Raw genomic sequence first — 18,131 nt, forward strand, 5'->3', positions numbered from 1 at the left:
AGCTTTATCTTTATCTACCCTTTAACCTTCATCATTCAGCATGACTCAAACGACGCTCACCATCACACGCCCCGACGATTGGCACCTCCATCTGCGCGACGCCGAGGCTTTGCGTGCCGTGGTTGGCGATACGGCACGACAGTTTGCGCGAGCCATTGTGATGCCAAACCTCAAGCCACCCGTCACGACCGCGGCCCTGGCTGTCGCGTATCGCGAGCGTATCGAGCAAGCACTCCTGGCCGCGGGTGTGCCAGCAGGAAGCTTTAAGCCGTTAATGACGCTCTATTTGACAGATAACACCCAGCCCGACGAAGCTGTAGAGGCCTTTGAGACAGGCGCAGCAGTCGCGTTCAAGCTTTACCCTGCGGGCGCTACGACCAACTCAGATGCGGGCGTCACGGACCTGTTGGCACGTTGCAGTCCAGTGCTAGAGGCGATGCAGCGGATCGGAATGCCCTTGTTGGTGCATGGCGAGGTGACGGATCCTGCGGTCGATGTTTTTGATCGCGAAGCCCTGTTCATCGATCGTGTCATGATTCCTTTGCGTAAAGCGTTTCCGGCTTTGAAGGTCGTGTTTGAGCACATCACCACCAAAGAGGGTGTGGACTATGTGCGCGATGCCAAGGGCCCAGTCGCAGCGACCATTACGGCGCAACATCTTCTTTACAATCGCAACGCTATTTTTCAAGGTGGGGTTCGACCGCATTTTTATTGCTTGCCGATCTTAAAACGTGAAGTCCATCGGCGCGCTTTAGTTGAGGCTGCGACCAGTGACAGCCCGCGATTCTTTTTGGGTACAGATAGCGCGCCTCATTCCAAAGGGCTTAAAGAGCATGCCTGTGGTTGCGCGGGCTGCTATACAGCGCTGCACGCCATGGAGTTGTATGCAACGGCTTTTGATGGTGTGGGCAAGATCGATAAACTTGAGGCTTTCGCTAGCTTTCGCGGCCCGGATTTTTATGGGTTGCCGCGTAATACAGGAACGCTCACGCTGGAAAGAGGTGATTTCCCGATCCCGACCGAGCTGCCCTTTGGCAAGGAAACGATCGTCCCCTTGGCCGCCGGTGAAACGCTCAAGTGGCGTGTACGCGCCTAATCAGGATTGACGAGCCTCCAACGCTTCCCAGCGCGCGAAGTGTTTGAGTAACAAGGCATCGATTTCAGTCAGCCTTGACTGGATAGAAGTCAGCTTTTCAGGGTCATTTTTGTAAAGCTCGCTTTGCCCCATCTTAGCGACAAGTGCCTCCTGTTCTTGCTCAAGCTTTTGAATATCAAGCGGAAGTTGCTCGAGTTCTTTGAGCTCCCAAGGGGCGAGTTTGTTTGGGCGCGCTTTGGCAGGTGGGGGTGTTGTTGCTGTCGCTGCAGGCGTTGACTTGGCAGTGCCTGAATCTAGCGTATTACTTGCGACTTGTTGTGCAGATTTCAGTTGGGCAATTGCGGAAGGTCCCTGGGTTGTTTTGTGCTGACGCTCCCAGTCGACAAAGCCACCGACGTAGTCTTTCCAGCGACCGTCACCTTCACTGGCAATGGTCTGGGTGACCACGTTGTCCAAGAAAGTGCGATCGTGGCTGACAAGCAAAACAGTGCCGGGGTAGTCTTGAAGGAGTTCCTCGAGTAACTCGAGTGTTTCGATATCGAGATCGTTCGTGGGTTCGTCCAGCACCAGGATATTCGCTGGGCGCGCAAAGAGTCTTGCCAAAAGCAAGCGGGCACGTTCACCGCCCGAGAGGCTTTTGACAGGTGAATGCGCGCGTGCAGGTGCGAATAAAAAATCTCCTAGATAGCTCATCACGTGTTTACGTGTGCCACCGATTTCAATCCATTCACTCCCCGGATTGATCACATCTGCCAGGGTGGCATTTTCATCGAGTTGACTTCGCATTTGATCGAAATAGGCGACGCTGAGGTTCGTGCCTAATTTCACTGTGCCGCTATCAGGTCGCAGGGTACCGAGAATTAGTTTGAGAAGCGTCGATTTACCCACACCATTCGGACCAATGAAACCGATGCGATCGCCGCGCATGATGGAGGTGGAGTAGTCGTGCACGACGCAGAGGTCCCCAAAGGACTTATTGATGTTTTCGAGTTCGGCGACGAGCTTGCCTGAGCGCTGGCCTGAGTCGAGCGCGAGTTGAACATTACCTAGACGATCGCGGCGATCCGCACGCTCGCGACGTAATTGTTCGAGTCGACGAACGCGGCCTTCGTTACGGGTGCGTCGTGCTTCGACGCCTTTGCGGATCCAGATTTCTTCTTGGGCCAGCAATTTGTCGAAGCGCGCATTTTCAAGGCGTTGTGATTCGAGCCACTGTGCTTTGCGAACTTGCCACTCGGAGAAATTGCCTGGAAAACTCAGAAGCGCACCGCGATCAAGCTCAACGATGCGCGTGGCAATGGAATCTAGAAAGCGTCGGTCATGAGTAATCACAATAGCGCTGCCAGGCCACTGTTTGAGAGTGCTTTCCAACCATTGGATACCATCGAGGTCAAGATGGTTGGTGGGCTCGTCAAGCAAGAGCAAGCTCGGCTCGTTGGCCATGGCACTGATCAGTGCTACGCGTTTGCGCATGCCGCCTGAGAGCGTGCCTACAATAGCTTCGGGGGGGAGACCGAGCTTGTCTATCAGCGCGCGAACGCGCGAGGCACGATTCCAGTCTTCGCTTTCTGGATCGTATTCGCCGAACACGGCCTGCTCGATCGTCAGTGTTTCATCGAGCTGTGGCTCTTGTTCGACAGTCGCGACTTTGACGTGGCCTGCGATGTTGATCGCGCCATCATCAGGTTGTGTGCGTCCATCGAGCAGTCGGAGCAAAGAGGATTTGCCGGCGCCGTTGCGTCCGATCAAGCCGATACGTTCGTGCGCATGAATGGCGAGGTCTGCACCGTCTAGCAAAGGATGGTGTCCATAGGCGAGGTGAACAGCATTTAGGGTAATTAGAGCTTGACTGGACATGTTTGATGCGGCTGCAGTGAGAAGTTAAGTCCGCTATTGTCGCAGGAGTTTCCCTTGGCTGTATGGCCTTACAATGGGCATGCAAGGCAGATTGGGCAATCGCGGTGCTTCGTGCATCGAGGAAGGTCCGGACTCCATAGGGCAGGATAACGGTTAACGACCGTCCGGCGCGCCACGCGCAAGCGTGCGGGCGACGAGGACTAGGGCCACAGAGACGAGTTTGCAGTGAGGGCGTGTCGCAAGATGCACTCCGCCACGGTGTCACCGTGGTGTAGGGTCCGCTTGCGGATCGGGCATTGCAAGGTGAAACGCGGCAACCTCTATCCGGAGCAACACCAAATAGGCATGCGTGTGGTTTCGACCACGACGGGCGGCTCCGTTCAAGTATGCGGGTAGGTGGCTAGAGCATTTCAGCAATGAAATGCCCAGAGGAATGATTGCTGACCCTCGCAAGGGGGTTTACAGAATCCGGCCTATAGATCTGTCTTGCACTTTCCAAATAGACGACTCGATGTATGCAGGGGTTATCCCTATGGTGAGTGTTGATATTCAACATTTACTAGATCGCCCAATCACATGATTTATTTGAATAATTTATTTCTGTAGGTTCTGAAAAAACAGTTCTAAGTCCTTGTCGCCATTGAAAAAAATCAAAATTCTGACTTGACCAAACTTAATCATTCACTTAGAGTGGTGAAAAGTGCATTTTTGTGCAACAAAGTGGGGTTATTCGGTGTTTCAAGGAAGTAGTGCGCTCACGCTGGATGCGAAAGGTCGGATCAATATTCCGACCCGGCATCGCGACGCTCTGATTGAGCAGGCGCATGGCTGCCTGACGATTACGCGGCACCCTGATGGCTGTTTATTGGTCTATCCGCGCCCCGAATGGGAGCAAAAGCGCGAGCAGATCGCCGCTTTTCCGATGTCGGCGCGCGCGCTTCAACGCTTGCTGTTAGGTAATGCTCAAGATGTCGATATTGATGGTTCGGGCCGCGTGCTCGTTGCGCCAGAGCTTAGACAGGCTGCGGGCATGTCTCGAGACGTGATGTTGTTGGGAATGGGTGCGCACTTTGAATTGTGGGATGCCGCAGCATTGACGCGCCGAGAGGCTGCGGATTTGTCGCAAGGCATGGGGGATGTTTTAAATCAATTTTCGTTTTAATTCGTGACTGTGTTCAGTCATCGGCCCGTGCTGCTCGAGCCGACTGTTGAAGCCTTAGTGTTGCCGGGTTACGGCAAGCGCGCCTCTAAGACCTCGGCAAATACTGATACGCAGACCGCGAGGCTATCCGGCGTTTTTGTTGATGCGACGTTTGGGCGGGGTGGTCATTCGAGATTGTTGCTGCAAAAGTTAAATCCAGATGCAAAGCTTTACGTATTTGATAAGGATCCGCAGGCGATTGAGGTGGCGCAGGAGTTGGCCCGCGTGGATAGCCGAGTCACGGTGATTCACGAGGGTTTTGGCGACATGTTGAGTGCGTTGTCTGCGCGAGATGTGAACGAAGTGGATGGCGTGATGTTGGATCTGGGAGTTTCCTCCCCACAGATTGATGACGCCACCCGAGGTTTTTCTTTTATGCGCGAAGGTCCGCTCGATATGCGAATGGATACGACGCGCGGCGAGACAGTGGCGCAATGGTTGGCGCTGGCAAGTGTTGATGAGATGCGGGAGGTCATAGTTCGATATGGCGAAGAACGGTTTGCTTTTCAGATTGCAAAGGCGATTGCTGCTCGCCGCGCAACAAGTCCGCTGCTTACCACGCTCGACCTCGCCGAGCTCGTGTCAAGCACCGTCCGCACGCGCGAAAAGAGCCAGCATCCGGCTACACGCACCTTTCAAGCTTTACGGATTTACATCAATCGTGAGCTCGAAGAGCTCGAGAGCGCCCTCCAGGCAACTCTGACCTTACTGAAAACAGGCGGACGTATGGCCGTGATTAGCTTCCACTCGTTGGAAGATCGCGTCGTCAAGCAGTTTATTGCAGCAGCATCCCGTCCGGAAGCTGCGTATGCCCGCCTCCCTCTTCGCGAAAGCGAAATGCCTCAGCCCGTTTTGCTTGCGTTAGCTCGGGTGCTGCCTTCGGATAGCGAGATCAGCGAGAACCCACGCTCGCGCTCTGCCGTTTTACGCGTGGCTGAACGGACAGTAACGTTATTGCCGGTCGCAGTCCCCTCTCGGCACAAGAGAGGAGGACATTGATGGGTCGTGTCTGCATTCTCGTCGCGCTGGTCTTGATGTTTTCGGCATCATCGTTGGTCACGGCGCGCTATCAATCTCGCCAGCTCTATGATCAGCTCGATCGATACAAGGAAAAGTCGCACGAGCTTGAAATCGACTGGCGCCGACTTCAGCTTGACAGGGCTGCGGAGTCTAACAATGCCAAAGTTGATCGCTTGGCGCGCGAAGAACTCAAGATGACAGGCATCGTGCCTGATCGCACGGTCTACGTGGCACAGCCACGTTCTGGTTCGGGTACGCAAGGAGGTGCGCGATGAAACGCATGCCTTTCTTTAAAAACCCCGTGCTGCAGATGAGTTATCCGATGTGGCGCGGTCGTTTAATACTGATTTTGTTTGGTCTGGGCTTTTTGGTGTTGGCTGGACGCGCTATTTACTTGCAAGGGATCACAACTGAGTTTTTGCAGCAGCAGGGCGAAAAGCGTTATGAGCATACGCTGACCTTGCATGCAAGCCGAGGAAAAATTTTAGATCGTCACGATGTGGTGTTGGCGGCGAGTATTCCCGCGAATGCAGTCGCTTTTCAGCCACGTCAGCACCGTGAGACTTCGGTCGCCAAGATGCAAAGTCTTGCTGATCTGCTTGAGATGCCTCTGGCTGAACTGCGCAAGAGAGTCGCGGATGAGAAAAGAAACTTTATCTATCTTAAGCGGCAGGTGCCGCTCGATATCGGTAAAAAAATCGAACAGCTACGCATTTCTGGAGTCAGTTTGCATCCGGATAATCGTCGTTTTTATCCTGAAGGCTCGGTCACGGGCAATATTGTTGGTTTGAATAATCTCGATGACAAGGGTCAAGAGGGCATAGAGCTTGCGTTCAATGATCAACTGGCCGGTCGGGCAGGAAGTCGTCGCGTGATGAAGGATAGGATGGGGCGCAATATTGATGATGTTCGCGAAATCGACTCTCCGGAGGATGGTCGCGACATCAAACTATCCATCGATACGCGGATTCAATACCAGGTCTATCGCGCGTTGCAGGATGCGATGGCCACTACAAAGGCCAAAGGTGCTGCGGCGGTGGTGATTGATGTCAAAACGGGAGAGATTCTCGCGTTGGGCAATATGCCAACCTACGATCCTAATAAGCGCGAGTCTTTCAGAAGTGGAAATTTACGCAATCAGGCTCTGACCGATACGTTTGAGCCTGGATCGATCATGAAGCCCTTCACGTTGGCGCTGGCCTTGGAGCTCAATCGCATCACGCCCACCTCGCAATTTAGGACGGGCAACGGTAAGTTTCCGTATCAAGGCGCGATCATTAGTGATGTCAAGGCCAATGGTGTCTTGGATACGAGCGGTGTCCTGATTAAGTCTAGCAATATTGGGATGACATTAATTTCTGAAAAGCTTGAATCTCGCGAAATGTGGGCGCGCTTTAATGACTTGGGCTTTGGTCAGGTGCCGCAGACAGGCTTTCCTGGTGCAGTCGCAGGTCGTCTACGGCCTTGGGAAAGGTGGCGTTTGATTGAAAAAGCCACCATGTCATATGGCTATGGATTATCAGTGTCTTTGCTGCAAATGGCACGCGCCTATACGGCCTTCGCCCGGGATGGGGATATGGTGGGCTTGTCCCTCGTCAAGCGGGATCATGCGATGGCGAGCACGCGTATTTTTCAGCCAGATGTGGCAAAGCGTGTGCGCATCATGCTCGAGACTGCTGCGGGACCCGAGGGATCTAAAGCCGCAGCCGTTCAGGGGTATCGTGTCGCTGGCAAGAGCGGAACCGCGCGAAAAATCGTGGATGGGCGTTACAGCACAAGCCGTTATCGGGGATCTTTTGTCGGTTTTGCGCCAGTTTCCGATCCGCGCATCGTGGTCGCTGTGACGATCGACGAGCCGAGCTCGGGGGCTTACTACGGTGGCTTGGTGGCTGCGCCGGTTTTTTCTTCTATCGTGGGTAGTACGTTGCGCATTATGGGGGTGCAGCCTGATGCGCCTTTCTCTTCGTCGGTGGTGGCTGCCACTCAGGGAGGTGCCCGATGACGCGTTCAGTGTTGATCGACGACAGCACGTCCAATGAGAATCTCATCGCATGGTTGCGACGGACCGTGGAGTGTGGCGCACACTTAACGTCCGACTCTCGTTTGGTGATGCCTGGTGATGTATTTGTCGCGATCTCTGGGAAGCTGAGCGACGGACGTGACTTTATTGCTGCGGCGATCGAGCGTGGTGCCTCTGCCGTGGTGATGCAGGTCGATGATCCTCAGGCATGGCAATCCATCGATGCTGAGGTACCGCTTTTTACCGTGCTCGGTTTAAAGGCGCGCTTGGGCGCATTGGCGGACCTTTGGTATGGCAGTCCTTCAGCAAAGCTGACCGTGATTGCAGTGACAGGCACGAACGGAAAAACAAGTTGTGTCGATTGGCTGTCTCAAGCTCTCAGAGGCGATGGTCAACGGGTGGGGGTGATCGGCACCCTGGGCGTGACATATCCTGACGGCTATTTAGTGCCAGGACAATTGACAACGCCCGATGTGATTTCGGTACATAAAACCTTGGCGATGCTGCACGAAGTCGGTGCCGACTATGTTGCGATGGAGGCGTCTTCGATCGGGCTGGATCAGGGGCGTCTAGATGGCGTCCGGATTCATATTGCCGGCTACACCAATTTGTCGCGTGATCACCTCGATTATCACAAGACCATGCAGGCATACGAAGAGGTAAAGGCCAGATTGTTTGCATGGCCTGGACTGAAGTTTGCCGTCTTGAATCTGGATGATCCGGTGGGTGTTCGACTCGCTCAGCAAGTCTCATGTGCGGTGTTGACTTACAGTATTACGAATCAAGCGGGTAGCGCGACGCTGACGGCGAGCGAGTTGCAGCCGCAAGCGCATGGCAAGGCCTTTATACTCAAGTCGCAGGGCAGACAAGAGCAGGTACAAAGCCGTGCTCTGGGTAACCACAACGTGTCGAACTTGTTATGTGTCTCGGGCATACTGCAAGCGTTAGGCTGGGATCTGAAAAAAATCAGTGCAGCGATTACCGATTTGAATCCGGTCGATGGACGACTCGAACGTGTGACCTCTCTTTTGTCGAAAGTGGCCGTGCCTGTGGTCGTCGTGGATTATGCCCACACGCCGGACGCATTGGATCGCGTTCTTAGGACGTTACGTCCTTTGACCCAGTCGCGACAAGGCAAACTCTGGTGTGTCTTTGGTTGTGGCGGGAATCGCGATGCGGGTAAGCGTCCCATTATGGGGAGTGTTGCTCAACGCTTGGCCGATCATGTGATTGTGACAAGCGATAATCCGCGAAATGAAGAGCCTGCGACAATTTTGGCCAATATCGTTGCCGATCTTCCTGATACATCAAAAAAGAATGTTCTTATTATTGAAGATCGGGCACAAGCGATTCTTCAAACCGTGCTGGGCGCAGATGCTAACGATGTGATTCTCATTGCAGGCAAGGGACACGAGACGTATCAAGAAGTGTACGGTGTCCGCCATGTGTTTGATGATCGTCAGTGGGCGCAGGCAGCCTTTGTATTAAGACAAGAGCGTCCGGTGCAGACGGATTCACGCAAGCTTGATGCGGGTGCGGTCTTTGTTGCCCTTCGTGGTGAGAATTTCGACGGACACGATTTTTTAAAACAAGTCGCGGAATTAGGCGCGAGTGTGGCAATCGTCGACCAGAGTGATGCGACCCTTGCGCTCCCTCAAATTGCACTGGGTGACACGCGCGCAGCGTTACTCGCGCTGGGTCAAGCTTGGCGTCGTCAATTCTCGATCCCGATGATTGCCGTCACTGGCAGCAACGGCAAAACGACGACCAAAGAAATGATCGCCTCTATCTTGGTTACGTGGCTTGGCCACGAACAAAGCTTGGCAACGGTCGGCAATTTGAATAACGAGCTTGGTGTGCCGTTGACGCTGCTGCGTTTGCGTCGTGCGCATCAAGCTGCTGTGATTGAGTTGGGTATGAACCATCCTGGCGAAATCGAGGTGCTCGCTCGGCTCGTGGAGCCAACGGTTGCGTTAGTCAACAACGCACAAAGAGAGCACCAAGAGTTTATGGCGAGCGTAGAAGCTGTCGCGCGTGAAAACGGCTCGGTTTTTGATTCGCTCAGCGAGGACGGCATCAAGATTTATCCTGAGGATGAAGAATTTTCCGCGCTATGGGGTCGTTTGTCGAGCCAGCATCCTTCGTTGCGGTTTGGTATGACAGAACAAGCTGAGGTGTGGCCAAGCGAGATTCAAACCGATGCGCTTGGCTCGGCTTTCGTCTTGAATCTGCCTGATGGTCAATGCAATATTCAACTGTCAGTGCCGGGTTTGCATAATGTACGTAATGCTCTGGCCGCAGCGGCTTGCGCGCATTCGGCCGGCGCGCCTCGCTCGGCGATTGCTCTGGGCTTGGAAAGTTTTCAGGCCGTAGCGGGTCGGATGCAAACACATCGTTTAAACAACCAAAGCGTGTTAATCGACGACAGTTACAACGCCAATCCTGATTCTGTGCGCGCCGCCATTGATGTGCTCGCCACCTTGCCTGCACCACGAGTGCTCGTGCTTGGCGATATGGGTGAGGTTGGTGACAACGGTCCGGAAATGCATCGTGAAATTGGCGCATATGCGCGTGAACGGGGCGTTGAGCACTTGCTGACGCTTGGAGAGGCGACGCGTGAAAGTGCCCGCGCTTTTGGCGCGTCAGGCGTGATTGGCACGTCGTCGGAGCAGTTGTGCGAAATGTTGCGCGCGCTTTCTGCGAAGAGTGTGTTGGTGAAGGGCTCGCGGTTTATGCGCATGGAGCGCATCGTAAAAGATTATCTAAAAACAAAAGGGATTCATCCCGAGGGTGCGGTGAAGCATGCTGTATGAACTGTTTGGTTGGATAGCAGACAACCACATTCGCAGCTTTGCTGTGTTTGAGTACATCACGCTGCGGGCCGTGCTCGCATGCGCGACCTCGCTGCTCATAGGCTTGGTTGCCGGGCCATTTGTGATTCGGCGTCTAACGGCCCTCAAGATCGGACAAGCTGTCCGTAGTTACGGTCCTCAGACGCATCTTGTCAAGACCGGAACACCCACGATGGGAGGTGCGCTAATTCTGATTTCGATTGGGATGAGCACCTTGCTATGGGCCGATTGGACTAACCGTTTTGTTTGGGTCGTGTTACTCGTGACCTTTGGATTTGGCTGGATCGGCTGGGTCGATGACTATCGAAAAGTCGTTCATCGCGATCCCGAGGGCATGCCCGCGCGGCAGAAATTTTTCTGGCAAGCATTGATCGGTTTAGTGGCCGCTGTTTATCTCACCTTCGCAGTATCGGCCCCCGCGACTGCGAATGTTTGGCCTTTGATGCGTGATTGGGTGATGAGTGGTTTTACGATCGATCTCCCCACGCGTACGGATTTGATGGTGCCTTTTTTCAAAACGATCACTTACCCATTGGGTGTGTTTGGTTTTGTGGCGCTGAGTTGGCTTGTGATTGTCGGCACAAGCAATGCCGTCAATTTAACGGACGGGTTAGATGGGTTGGCCATTATGCCGACTGTGATGGTGGGTTCAGCGCTTGGGATTTTTGCGTACGTGGTGGGCCGGGTGGATTACTCGAAATACCTCTTGTTCCCTTATGTGCCTGGCGCAGGTGAGTTAATGGTGTTGTGCGCGGCGCTTGCCGGCGCAGGCCTCGCATTTTTGTGGTTCAACGCGCATCCTGCGCAAGTCTTTATGGGCGATGTTGGCGCTCTCGCGTTGGGCGGCATGCTTGGCACGATGGCCATCATCGTGAGGCAGGAAATCGTACTGTTCATCATGGGCGGTGTGTTTGTGGCTGAAACGGTATCGGTGATGGTGCAAGTGTTTTGGTTCAAATACACCAAGCGGAGATATGGGGAAGGTAGGCGGGTGCTGCGCATGGCGCCTCTACATCACCACTTTGAAGTGGGTGGATGGAAAGAAACACAAGTCGTGATTAGGTTTTGGATCATCAGCATGATGCTGGTGTTGATTGGTTTATCTTCTTTGAAGATTCGATGAACGAAGCAGTCGTGTCCTCTGGCCTTCCTTTACGTGTCCTGATCGTAGGGCTCGGTGAGACAGGTATTGCCGCCGCTCGCTGGTGCGCGCGCAATGGAGCGTTGCTGCGCATTGCCGATACGCGTGCGACGCCTGCCGGCTTGGAGGCGCTGACCGCCGAGCTTGACGCCAAGCGTGTCGAGTGGCATCTGGGGTGTGATGTATTTGACGAATCCTTGCTCGATGACGTCCAACAACTGGTCCTCAGTCCTGGACTCTCGCCGGGTATGTCGCCAGTGCGCGAGTTGCTCGAGGCTGCAAAAGCGCGCGACGTTGAAATGACTGGCGAGATCGAGTTGTTTGCTCGCGCACTCAAGATGTTAAATGCAGAGCGTCAATACGCACCTAAAGTGCTAGGGATCACGGGCACCAATGGAAAGACGACTGTCACCGCCCTGACGCGTCGCATGCTTGAGGCTTCAGGTTTGCGCGCAAGAGCTGCCGGCAATATCAGCCCCGCGGCGTTGCATGCGTTAATGGAGGCCTTGGACCAACAAGACTTACCCGATGTCTGGGTGCTCGAGCTCTCGAGCTTTCAGTTGGAAACGACACGTAGTTTGCAGATGACGGCTGCGACGGTATTGAATTTGACGCAAGACCATCTCGACTGGCATATCACGATGCAAGCGTATCGCGAAGCGAAGGCGCGAATTTTCCCCATGGCGGATCAGTGGATCTTGAATCGCGATGATGCCAATGTCATGTCATTGATCGACTCTCAACGTGCGATGAATGCTCGTAGTTTTGGGCGTGATACGCCGATGCTGATCGGTGATGTCGGGATCGAGGTCAGTCATGATGTGATGTGGTTATGCTCTTCGGAGGCAACAGAGTTCGAGGATGATGTGCCCGCCCCGACAAGACGCAAAAAAAATGCGCCCGCCCCGGAGCGGCAAGTCGGACGTATGCTGCGTTTAATGCCCGTCGACGCCTTGGGTATCAAAGGTTTGCATAATGCGCTCAATTGTCAGGCTGCCTTGTTGCTCGGTCGTGCATGTGGCGCGAATTGGGCACCTATGCTGCGGGCAGCCTCAGAGTATGAGGGTGAGCCGCATCGTATGGCGTTTGTGCGTAGCATACGGGGTGTTGATTTTTTCAACGATAGCAAGGGCACCAATGTGGGCGCCACCGCTGCCGGAATCGAGGGGCTTGGTCGTCGAATCGTATTGATTGCAGGCGGCGTAGGCAAGGGCCAGGACTTTGAACCGTTGGTGCCTGTGATCAAGCGCCATGTCAGCGCAGCGATTTTGATCGGTCAGGACGGGCCCCTGTTGTCGCAGGTGCTAGCCCCCTCTGCTGTGCCTTGTGTGTTGGCGCGCGATATGCAGCATGCCGTATTGCAGGCGTTTGAGCATGCGCAAGAGGGAGACGCCATTGTTCTCTCGCCAGCATGCGCAAGTTTCGATATGTTTAACAACTACCCTCATCGTGGTCAAGTATTTGTTGACACTGTGATGGATCTCGCGCTTGATCAAGGAGAGGTAGTATGAGCCTCTTCGCAGAGCTGACCGGCAGCGTCAATGCGGTATCCCCAGGTCGAACGACCATGCGTAATTACGACTTGCCGCTTGTGATCGCGACCAGTATTTTGGTGGGACTCGGAATTTTGATGGTGTATTCGGCGGCGATTGCGCTCGCTGATGGACCGCGCGCCAATTATGGCCGTTACTCTTTTGTACTGCGCCAATGTGCTTACGTGGCGATTGGACTTTTTGTCTCCACGATGGTCTTGACCGTCCCGATGACGGCCTGGCGTCGGATGACAATTGGTTTGTTTTGTATCACGGTGCTCTTACTTGTATTGGTGATCATCCCTGGCATCGGTAAAAAAGCGAACAACGCGATGCGTTGGTTACCGGTGGGGCCCGTGACGTTTCAGCCTTCGGAACTGATGAAGTTTGCCGTCATTCTTTTGACGGCCGATTACGTCATCCGCAAAAAAGAGCACTTGCAAAGTTTTTTTCGAGGCTTTGTGCCGATTGCGTTGATTTTAGGCTTTGTCGCACTTTTATTACTCAAACAGCCTGACCTAGGCGCGTTGATCGTGACTGTCACCATCGTGATGGGTATTCTCTTTTTGGGTGGAATCAGTGCAAAAATATTTTCCTCTCTCGCTGGCATTTTATTGTCTGGTTTCGCTCTCATTATTTGGCTAACGCCTTGGCGACTTGAGCGGGTTTTTGCCTATCTTGATCCCTGGAATCCTGTGTACGCACAATCAACGGCCTATCAGTTGTCGCACTCTTTGATGGCAGTGGGACGGGGAGAGTGGACAGGGGTAGGGCTCGGAAGTAGTGTCGAGAAATTGCACTATCTACCTGAGGCGCACACTGACTTTATTGTCGCAGTGATCGGCGAGGAGTTAGGCTTTGTCGGCATCATGTTGGTTTTGGTGCTTTTTGCCGTCGTGGTGCAGCGCTGTTTTGAAATTGGTAGGCAGGCCATTGCCATGGAAAGAGTTTTTGGTGGCTTGGTGGCGCAGGGTATTGGAATTTGGTTTGGCGTTCAGGCCTTTATTAATGTGGGTGTCTGCTTGGGTGTATTGCCAACGAAAGGGTTGACTTTACCTTTCGTGAGCTACGGCGGTTCGGGTTTGTTGATGAACCTGATTGCGGTGGCGCTTGTGTTGCGGGTTGACGTTGAAAACCGAAATTTGATGCGAGGGGTCCGCTCATGACAAGCGCCTCTCCCACGATTTTGATTATGGCCGGTGGTACGGGCGGGCATATCATGCCCGGGCTGGCCGTAGCCGATGTTTTGCGTACGCGTGGTTGGACAGTCCGTTGGCTAGGTCATCCTGAAAAAATGGAAGGACAGATTGTTCCTGCGCGCGGTTATGAATTAGCCCCTTTACGTTTTGCAGGTTTGCGCGGTCGCGGTCTGCGTGCCAAATTACTCGCACCATTTTTGTTGATGCGCGCCTTGTATCAAGCATGGCGCCATTTCTCCACGATTCGTCCGAACGTGGTGTTAGGGATGGGCGGCTATGTCTCATTTCCAGGCGGCGTTGTGAGTGTGTTGCGTACTCGCCCCTTGGTTTTACATGAACAAAATGCTATCGCAGGCATGGCAAATAAAGCACTCGCTAAAATTTCTAAGCGTGTCTTGGCGGGATTTCCGGGTGCCTTGCCGGGTGCCGAGGTGGTCGGCAACCCGGTGCGTCAGGATGTCGTGGCGTTGCCTGAGCCTGCACAACGTTATGCGCAACGCATGGGACCTTTGCGCGTGCTCGTGGTCGGCGGTAGTCTCGGTGCTACTGTATTGAATAAGGTCATTCCCGAGGCACTTGCCTTGATACCAGAGGCGCAGCGTCCATTGGTTGTACATCAGTCTGGTGCAAAAAATTTGGAAGCGCTTGAAGCGGCCTACAAACAGGTCGGCGTTCAGGCGGATTGCGTGGCATTTATCGATGATATGGCGCAGGCGTTAGGCCAAGCCGATCTGCTGATTTGTCGCGCGGGAGCGATGACGGTTGCAGAAGTCGCCGCGGCCGGCGTCGCGGCTCTTTTTATACCTTTTCCACATGCTGTCGATGATCATCAAACCGCCAATGCAAGATTTTTGAGTGAAGATGGTTCTGCTTGGTTGTTGCAACAAGAAAATCTGACGGCGCCGCAGATGGCGCAATGGCTTGTTGAACGCGCGCGTCCGGAGCTCGCGGATGTCGCGCAGCGCGCCCGAGCACACGCGCGACCCATGGCCGCCGAGCGGATCGCGGATATTTGTGAAGAATTAGTCGGAGTGGTGAAATGAAGCATCGAATCGAGCATATCCATTTCGTGGGCATTGGCGGCTCTGGCATGAGCGGTATCGCCGAGGTATTGCTCAATCTTGGCTATCGTATCTCTGGCTCAGATTTGTCACAGTCCGCAGTCACGCAACGTTTAGCCGATCTTGGTGCGTTGATTTCTATAGGCCATCAGGCTGAAAACGTGAGAGGTGCAGACGCGATCGTGACATCGACGGCGGTGGCCAATAACAATCCTGAGGTGATCGCGGCGCGCGAGGCTCGGATTCCTGTGGTGCCGCGCGCGGTCATGTTGGCCGAGTTGATGCGACTCAAGCGCGGGATCGCCGTGGCCGGCACGCATGGAAAAACGACAACGACGAGCTTGGTGGCGAGCGTTCTGGCTGCAGGCGGGCTTGATCCTACTTTTGTGATCGGCGGTCGGTTGAACTCTGCGGGTGCGAATGCCGGTTTAGGACAGGGCGACTTTATCGTCGTCGAAGCCGACGAGTCCGATGCTTCCTTTTTGAATCTTTTACCCGTGATGGCGATCATCACCAACATTGATGCTGACCATATGGATACTTATGGTCACGATGTCGCAAAACTCAAGAGTGCGTTTGTCGAGTTTACGCAGCGTTTGCCTTTTTATGGCAGTGCGATCGTGTGTTCTGACGATGCGAATGTTCGTGAGATTTTGCCGTTTGTATCCAGACCAGTCATTACTTATGGCGTTCACGCAGACGCACAAGTCCGCGCGACCAACGTGCGCGCAACGGGTACGCGGATGATGTTCGATGTGGAGCGTCAAACACGCCAGGGCGCCTTGCCCAAGATGTCAGTTGAGTTAAACCTGCCAGGATTGCACAACGTATTGAATGCGTTGGCTGCGATCTCCGTCGCAACAGAGCTGGGTGTGGACGATGTCGCCATCGCCAGCGCCTTGTCGAGTTTCGGTGGTGTAGGTAGACGATTTACGCAGGTGGGTGACTTCAAGGCTAAAAACGGCGGCATGTTCAGCGTGATTGATGACTATGGACATCATCCCGTTGAAATGGCGGCGACCTTGGCGGCTGCACGAGGCGCTTGGCCTGAAAGACGTATTGTGTTGGCGTTTCAGCCTCATCGCTACACGCGCACAAGAGATTGTTTTGAGGATTTCGTCAAAGTCCTAAGCTCTGCGGATGCCGTGCTGCTGACGGAAGTCTATGCGGCAGGCGAGCCCGCACTCGTCGCAGCCGATGGACGTGCGCTTGCGCGTGGCGTGCGCGTCGCCGGCAAGGTGGAGCCTGTGTTTGTCGAAGATGTTGGCACGATGCACAAAGCGATTCGGGATTTTGCACAAGCAGGTGATGTGGTCATCGTGATGGGGGCGGGCTCGATCAGCAAGGTTCCCGAACAATTAGGGGGTATGCGATGAGTCCTCTAAATCTCGGCAAGGTCGGCGTGCTCTATGGTGGAAAATCCGCGGAACGAGAGGTTTCGCTGATGTCAGGTGGTGGCGTTCATGCCGCGCTGCGCAGTCAAGGCGTGGATGCGCATTTGTTCGATACCGGTATGCGCAGTTTGTCGGAGCTTGCACAGCAGGGCTTTGATCGTGTGTTTATCGCCTTGCACGGACGTTATGGTGAGGATGGCACCTTGCAGGGAGCCTTGGAATTATTGGGGATCCCTTACACGGGCAGTGGTCCGATGGCTTCGAGCCTTGCCATGGACAAAGTCATGACTAAGCGTGTCTGGCTTCAGGCGGGATTACCAACGCCTGGCTATGTAGAGCTGACGGGTGAGGATGGCGTGTCCGCAGCGGCTTCGGCCTTGGGTTTGCCTCTGATGATGAAGCCGCCGCATGAAGGCTCAACGCTTGGTATCGTCAAAGTCAGCGAAGTAGACGCGCTGGTCGACGGCTATCGGCTTGCTGCGCGCTACGACGAGGTCGTATTGGCAGAGCAGTTCATTACCGGACGCGAGTTGACGGTCGCAGTATTGGGTCGAGGCCCGAGCGCGAGAGCGCTGCCGCCCATCGAGATAGTCGCGCCAGGTGGTAACTACGACTACCAGAATAAATATTTTTCGGACGAGACCCAGTATTTGTGTCCGGCACCGATTGCACCCGCCCTGTCGCAGCACATCGCTGAGCTGAGTGTGCAGGCTTATCGTGCGCTGGGTTGCGAAGGCTGGGGACGCGCAGATGTGATTTTGGATGCGCAAGACCGTCCTTGGCTGATTGAAATGAATACCTCGCCCGGGATGACGGGTCATTCGCTTGTGCCGATGGCGGCTAAAGCGGTCGGGATGAGTTATCCCGAGTTATGTGTAAACATACTGAAGGACGCGCGCTGTAAAGTGGGACGCGTCAATCAGCTTCAAGGATAAGCGGAGTTATTTGTGTGGAACGAAGCCCGTACGATCAACCGTCTTGCCAACACCCTCATGGTGTTGGCGGTGCTGGCCATGTTGGCCGGGGGGATCTATTGGCTGATTCAGCGACCACAATTCGAACTGCAAGCGATCGAGATCGAGCCCGCGCCCAATTCGACTTTGCATTATGTGACGCCGGCGAGTATTCAAAACGCCATTGCGGGAAATCTGACGGGCAATTTCTTTACGATCAACTTAGTCGATGCGCAGAAAGTATTCGAGGATGCGCCCTGGGTTCGTTCCGCTTCCGTCAGGCGCATTTGGCCCAACGCGATCAGGGTCTCGATCGAAGAGCAACAACCGCTTGCGTTGTGGAACGAGAGTCAGATGCTCAATACCTGGGGACAGGTCTTTACCGCGAACCAAGGGGAACTGGACGACGATGTGGTGCTGCCCCAATTCGACGGTCCCGAGGGCAAAGAGGGGCTCGTGGTCCATCGCTACGCCGAACTCGCGCGTTGGTTCGCGCCTTTGGATGTGACCGTTCGCAAGCTCTCACTCAGCGATCGCTTAGCGTGGCAAGTCACGCTCTCAAATGGTATGACGCTGGCACTCGGTCGCGATCCAGGTGCCGACGCACCCGATCCGCAGGGTGGTATTCCGGGCGCTTTGCCTTTTGCGGAGCGCATACAACGGTTTGTTCAGGCTTTGCCCATGGCAAGCCAAAAAATTGGAGATCGGGCGGTGACGCATGCCGATCTGCGGTATCCCAACGGTTTTGCACTAACGCTTGCAGCCTTACCCGAAAACCCTCAACTCAAAAAGAAACGATAACGCC

The 18,131-nt window shown here is 54.4% G+C and carries 14 protein-coding genes and 1 other RNA gene; 14 read left to right on the forward strand and 1 reads right to left on the reverse strand.

Annotated elements, in window-relative coordinates:
- The first annotated feature begins 40 nt into the window (after positions 1-40).
- Positions 41-1,096 (forward strand): dihydroorotase, encoded by a 1,056-nt coding sequence (pyrC, locus tag AC8GE9_RS05070; protein ID WP_506676023.1) that lies wholly within the window; start codon positions 41-43, stop codon positions 1,094-1,096.
- Here pyrC and AC8GE9_RS05075 read toward each other — a convergent pair whose 3' ends face one another.
- A complete protein-coding gene (locus AC8GE9_RS05075) occupies positions 1,097-2,953 on the reverse strand; it encodes an ATP-binding cassette domain-containing protein (RefSeq protein WP_506676024.1) in 1,857 nt (618 codons plus the stop codon). It abuts the gene before it with no gap.
- An 83-nt stretch (positions 2,954-3,036) separates the two neighbouring features.
- Between AC8GE9_RS05075 and rnpB the strand changes: the two genes are divergently transcribed.
- The 13 genes from rnpB (at position 3,037) to AC8GE9_RS05140 (ending at position 18,127) form a co-directional block, all read left to right on the forward strand.
- Positions 3,037-3,445, forward strand: an RNA gene (rnpB, locus tag AC8GE9_RS05080) — RNase P RNA component class A.
- A 241-nt stretch (positions 3,446-3,686) separates the two neighbouring features.
- Entirely contained in the window at positions 3,687-4,115 is a 429-nt protein-coding gene (mraZ, locus tag AC8GE9_RS05085; RefSeq protein WP_506676025.1) for a division/cell wall cluster transcriptional repressor MraZ, read from the forward strand.
- A gap of 3 nt (positions 4,116-4,118) precedes the next feature.
- Entirely contained in the window at positions 4,119-5,153 is a 1,035-nt protein-coding gene (rsmH, locus tag AC8GE9_RS05090) for a 16S rRNA (cytosine(1402)-N(4))-methyltransferase RsmH (protein ID WP_506676026.1), read from the forward strand.
- The gene (gene ftsL, locus AC8GE9_RS05095; protein WP_506676027.1) at positions 5,153-5,449 is read left to right on the forward strand and encodes a cell division protein FtsL; all 297 of its coding nucleotides are present in this window, start codon (positions 5,153-5,155) and stop codon (positions 5,447-5,449) included. The genes rsmH and ftsL overlap by 1 nt, the downstream gene beginning before the upstream one ends.
- The gene (locus tag AC8GE9_RS05100; protein ID WP_506676028.1) at positions 5,446-7,176 is read left to right on the forward strand and encodes a peptidoglycan D,D-transpeptidase FtsI family protein; all 1,731 of its coding nucleotides are present in this window, start codon (positions 5,446-5,448) and stop codon (positions 7,174-7,176) included. The genes ftsL and AC8GE9_RS05100 overlap by 4 nt, the downstream gene beginning before the upstream one ends.
- Entirely contained in the window at positions 7,173-10,007 is a 2,835-nt protein-coding gene (murF, locus tag AC8GE9_RS05105) for a bifunctional UDP-N-acetylmuramoyl-L-alanyl-D-glutamate--2,6-diaminopimelate ligase MurE/UDP-N-acetylmuramoyl-tripeptide--D-alanyl-D-alanine ligase MurF (RefSeq protein ID WP_506676029.1), read from the forward strand. Before AC8GE9_RS05100 ends, murF begins: the two co-directional genes overlap by 4 nt.
- Positions 9,997-11,169, forward strand: coding sequence for a phospho-N-acetylmuramoyl-pentapeptide-transferase (gene mraY / locus AC8GE9_RS05110; protein WP_506676030.1), 1,173 nt, complete (start codon positions 9,997-9,999; stop codon positions 11,167-11,169). Before murF ends, mraY begins: the two co-directional genes overlap by 11 nt.
- Positions 11,166-12,698 (forward strand): UDP-N-acetylmuramoyl-L-alanine--D-glutamate ligase, encoded by a 1,533-nt coding sequence (murD, locus tag AC8GE9_RS05115; protein ID WP_506676031.1) that lies wholly within the window; start codon positions 11,166-11,168, stop codon positions 12,696-12,698. The genes mraY and murD overlap by 4 nt, the downstream gene beginning before the upstream one ends.
- Positions 12,695-13,885: a putative lipid II flippase FtsW gene (ftsW, locus tag AC8GE9_RS05120; RefSeq protein WP_506676032.1), complete on the forward strand. Its 1,191-nt coding sequence runs from the start codon at positions 12,695-12,697 to the stop codon at positions 13,883-13,885. Before murD ends, ftsW begins: the two co-directional genes overlap by 4 nt.
- Positions 13,882-14,961 (forward strand): undecaprenyldiphospho-muramoylpentapeptide beta-N-acetylglucosaminyltransferase, encoded by a 1,080-nt coding sequence (murG, locus tag AC8GE9_RS05125; protein WP_506676033.1) that lies wholly within the window; start codon positions 13,882-13,884, stop codon positions 14,959-14,961. Before ftsW ends, murG begins: the two co-directional genes overlap by 4 nt.
- The gene (gene murC, locus AC8GE9_RS05130; protein WP_506676034.1) at positions 14,958-16,355 is read left to right on the forward strand and encodes a UDP-N-acetylmuramate--L-alanine ligase; all 1,398 of its coding nucleotides are present in this window, start codon (positions 14,958-14,960) and stop codon (positions 16,353-16,355) included. Before murG ends, murC begins: the two co-directional genes overlap by 4 nt.
- Positions 16,352-17,308: a D-alanine--D-alanine ligase gene (locus tag AC8GE9_RS05135; RefSeq protein WP_506676035.1), complete on the forward strand. Its 957-nt coding sequence runs from the start codon at positions 16,352-16,354 to the stop codon at positions 17,306-17,308. The genes murC and AC8GE9_RS05135 overlap by 4 nt, the downstream gene beginning before the upstream one ends.
- A 12-nt stretch (positions 17,309-17,320) precedes the next feature.
- Positions 17,321-18,127: a cell division protein FtsQ/DivIB gene (locus AC8GE9_RS05140; protein ID WP_506676036.1), complete on the forward strand. Its 807-nt coding sequence runs from the start codon at positions 17,321-17,323 to the stop codon at positions 18,125-18,127.
- Positions 18,128-18,131 lie beyond the last annotated feature (4 nt).

Origin of the sequence: Zwartia lucis (assembly GCF_965234455.1) — a bacterium.
Taxonomy (GTDB): Bacteria; Pseudomonadota; Gammaproteobacteria; order Burkholderiales; family Burkholderiaceae_B; genus Zwartia; species Zwartia lucis.

What these genes read in the sequence shown, in the direction of transcription:
- murF (WP_506676029.1), top strand. Translation starts at nt 7,173, where the DNA reads ATGACGCGTTCAGTGTTGATCGACGACAGCACGTCCAATGAGAATCTC.
- mraY (WP_506676030.1), top strand. Translation starts at nt 9,997, where the DNA reads ATGCTGTATGAACTGTTTGGTTGGATAGCAGACAACCACATTCGCAGC.
- ftsW (WP_506676032.1), top strand. Translation starts at nt 12,695, where the DNA reads ATGAGCCTCTTCGCAGAGCTGACCGGCAGCGTCAATGCGGTATCCCCA.
- ftsL (WP_506676027.1), top strand. Translation starts at nt 5,153, where the DNA reads ATGGGTCGTGTCTGCATTCTCGTCGCGCTGGTCTTGATGTTTTCGGCA.
- AC8GE9_RS05135 (WP_506676035.1), top strand. Translation starts at nt 16,352, where the DNA reads ATGAGTCCTCTAAATCTCGGCAAGGTCGGCGTGCTCTATGGTGGAAAA.
- AC8GE9_RS05075 (WP_506676024.1), bottom strand. Translation starts at nt 2,953, where the DNA reads ATGTCCAGTCAAGCTCTAATTACCCTAAATGCTGTTCACCTCGCCTAT.
- AC8GE9_RS05100 (WP_506676028.1), top strand. Translation starts at nt 5,446, where the DNA reads ATGAAACGCATGCCTTTCTTTAAAAACCCCGTGCTGCAGATGAGTTAT.
- murC (WP_506676034.1), top strand. Translation starts at nt 14,958, where the DNA reads ATGAAGCATCGAATCGAGCATATCCATTTCGTGGGCATTGGCGGCTCT.
- murD (WP_506676031.1), top strand. Translation starts at nt 11,166, where the DNA reads ATGAACGAAGCAGTCGTGTCCTCTGGCCTTCCTTTACGTGTCCTGATC.
- pyrC (WP_506676023.1), top strand. Translation starts at nt 41, where the DNA reads ATGACTCAAACGACGCTCACCATCACACGCCCCGACGATTGGCACCTC.
- murG (WP_506676033.1), top strand. Translation starts at nt 13,882, where the DNA reads ATGACAAGCGCCTCTCCCACGATTTTGATTATGGCCGGTGGTACGGGC.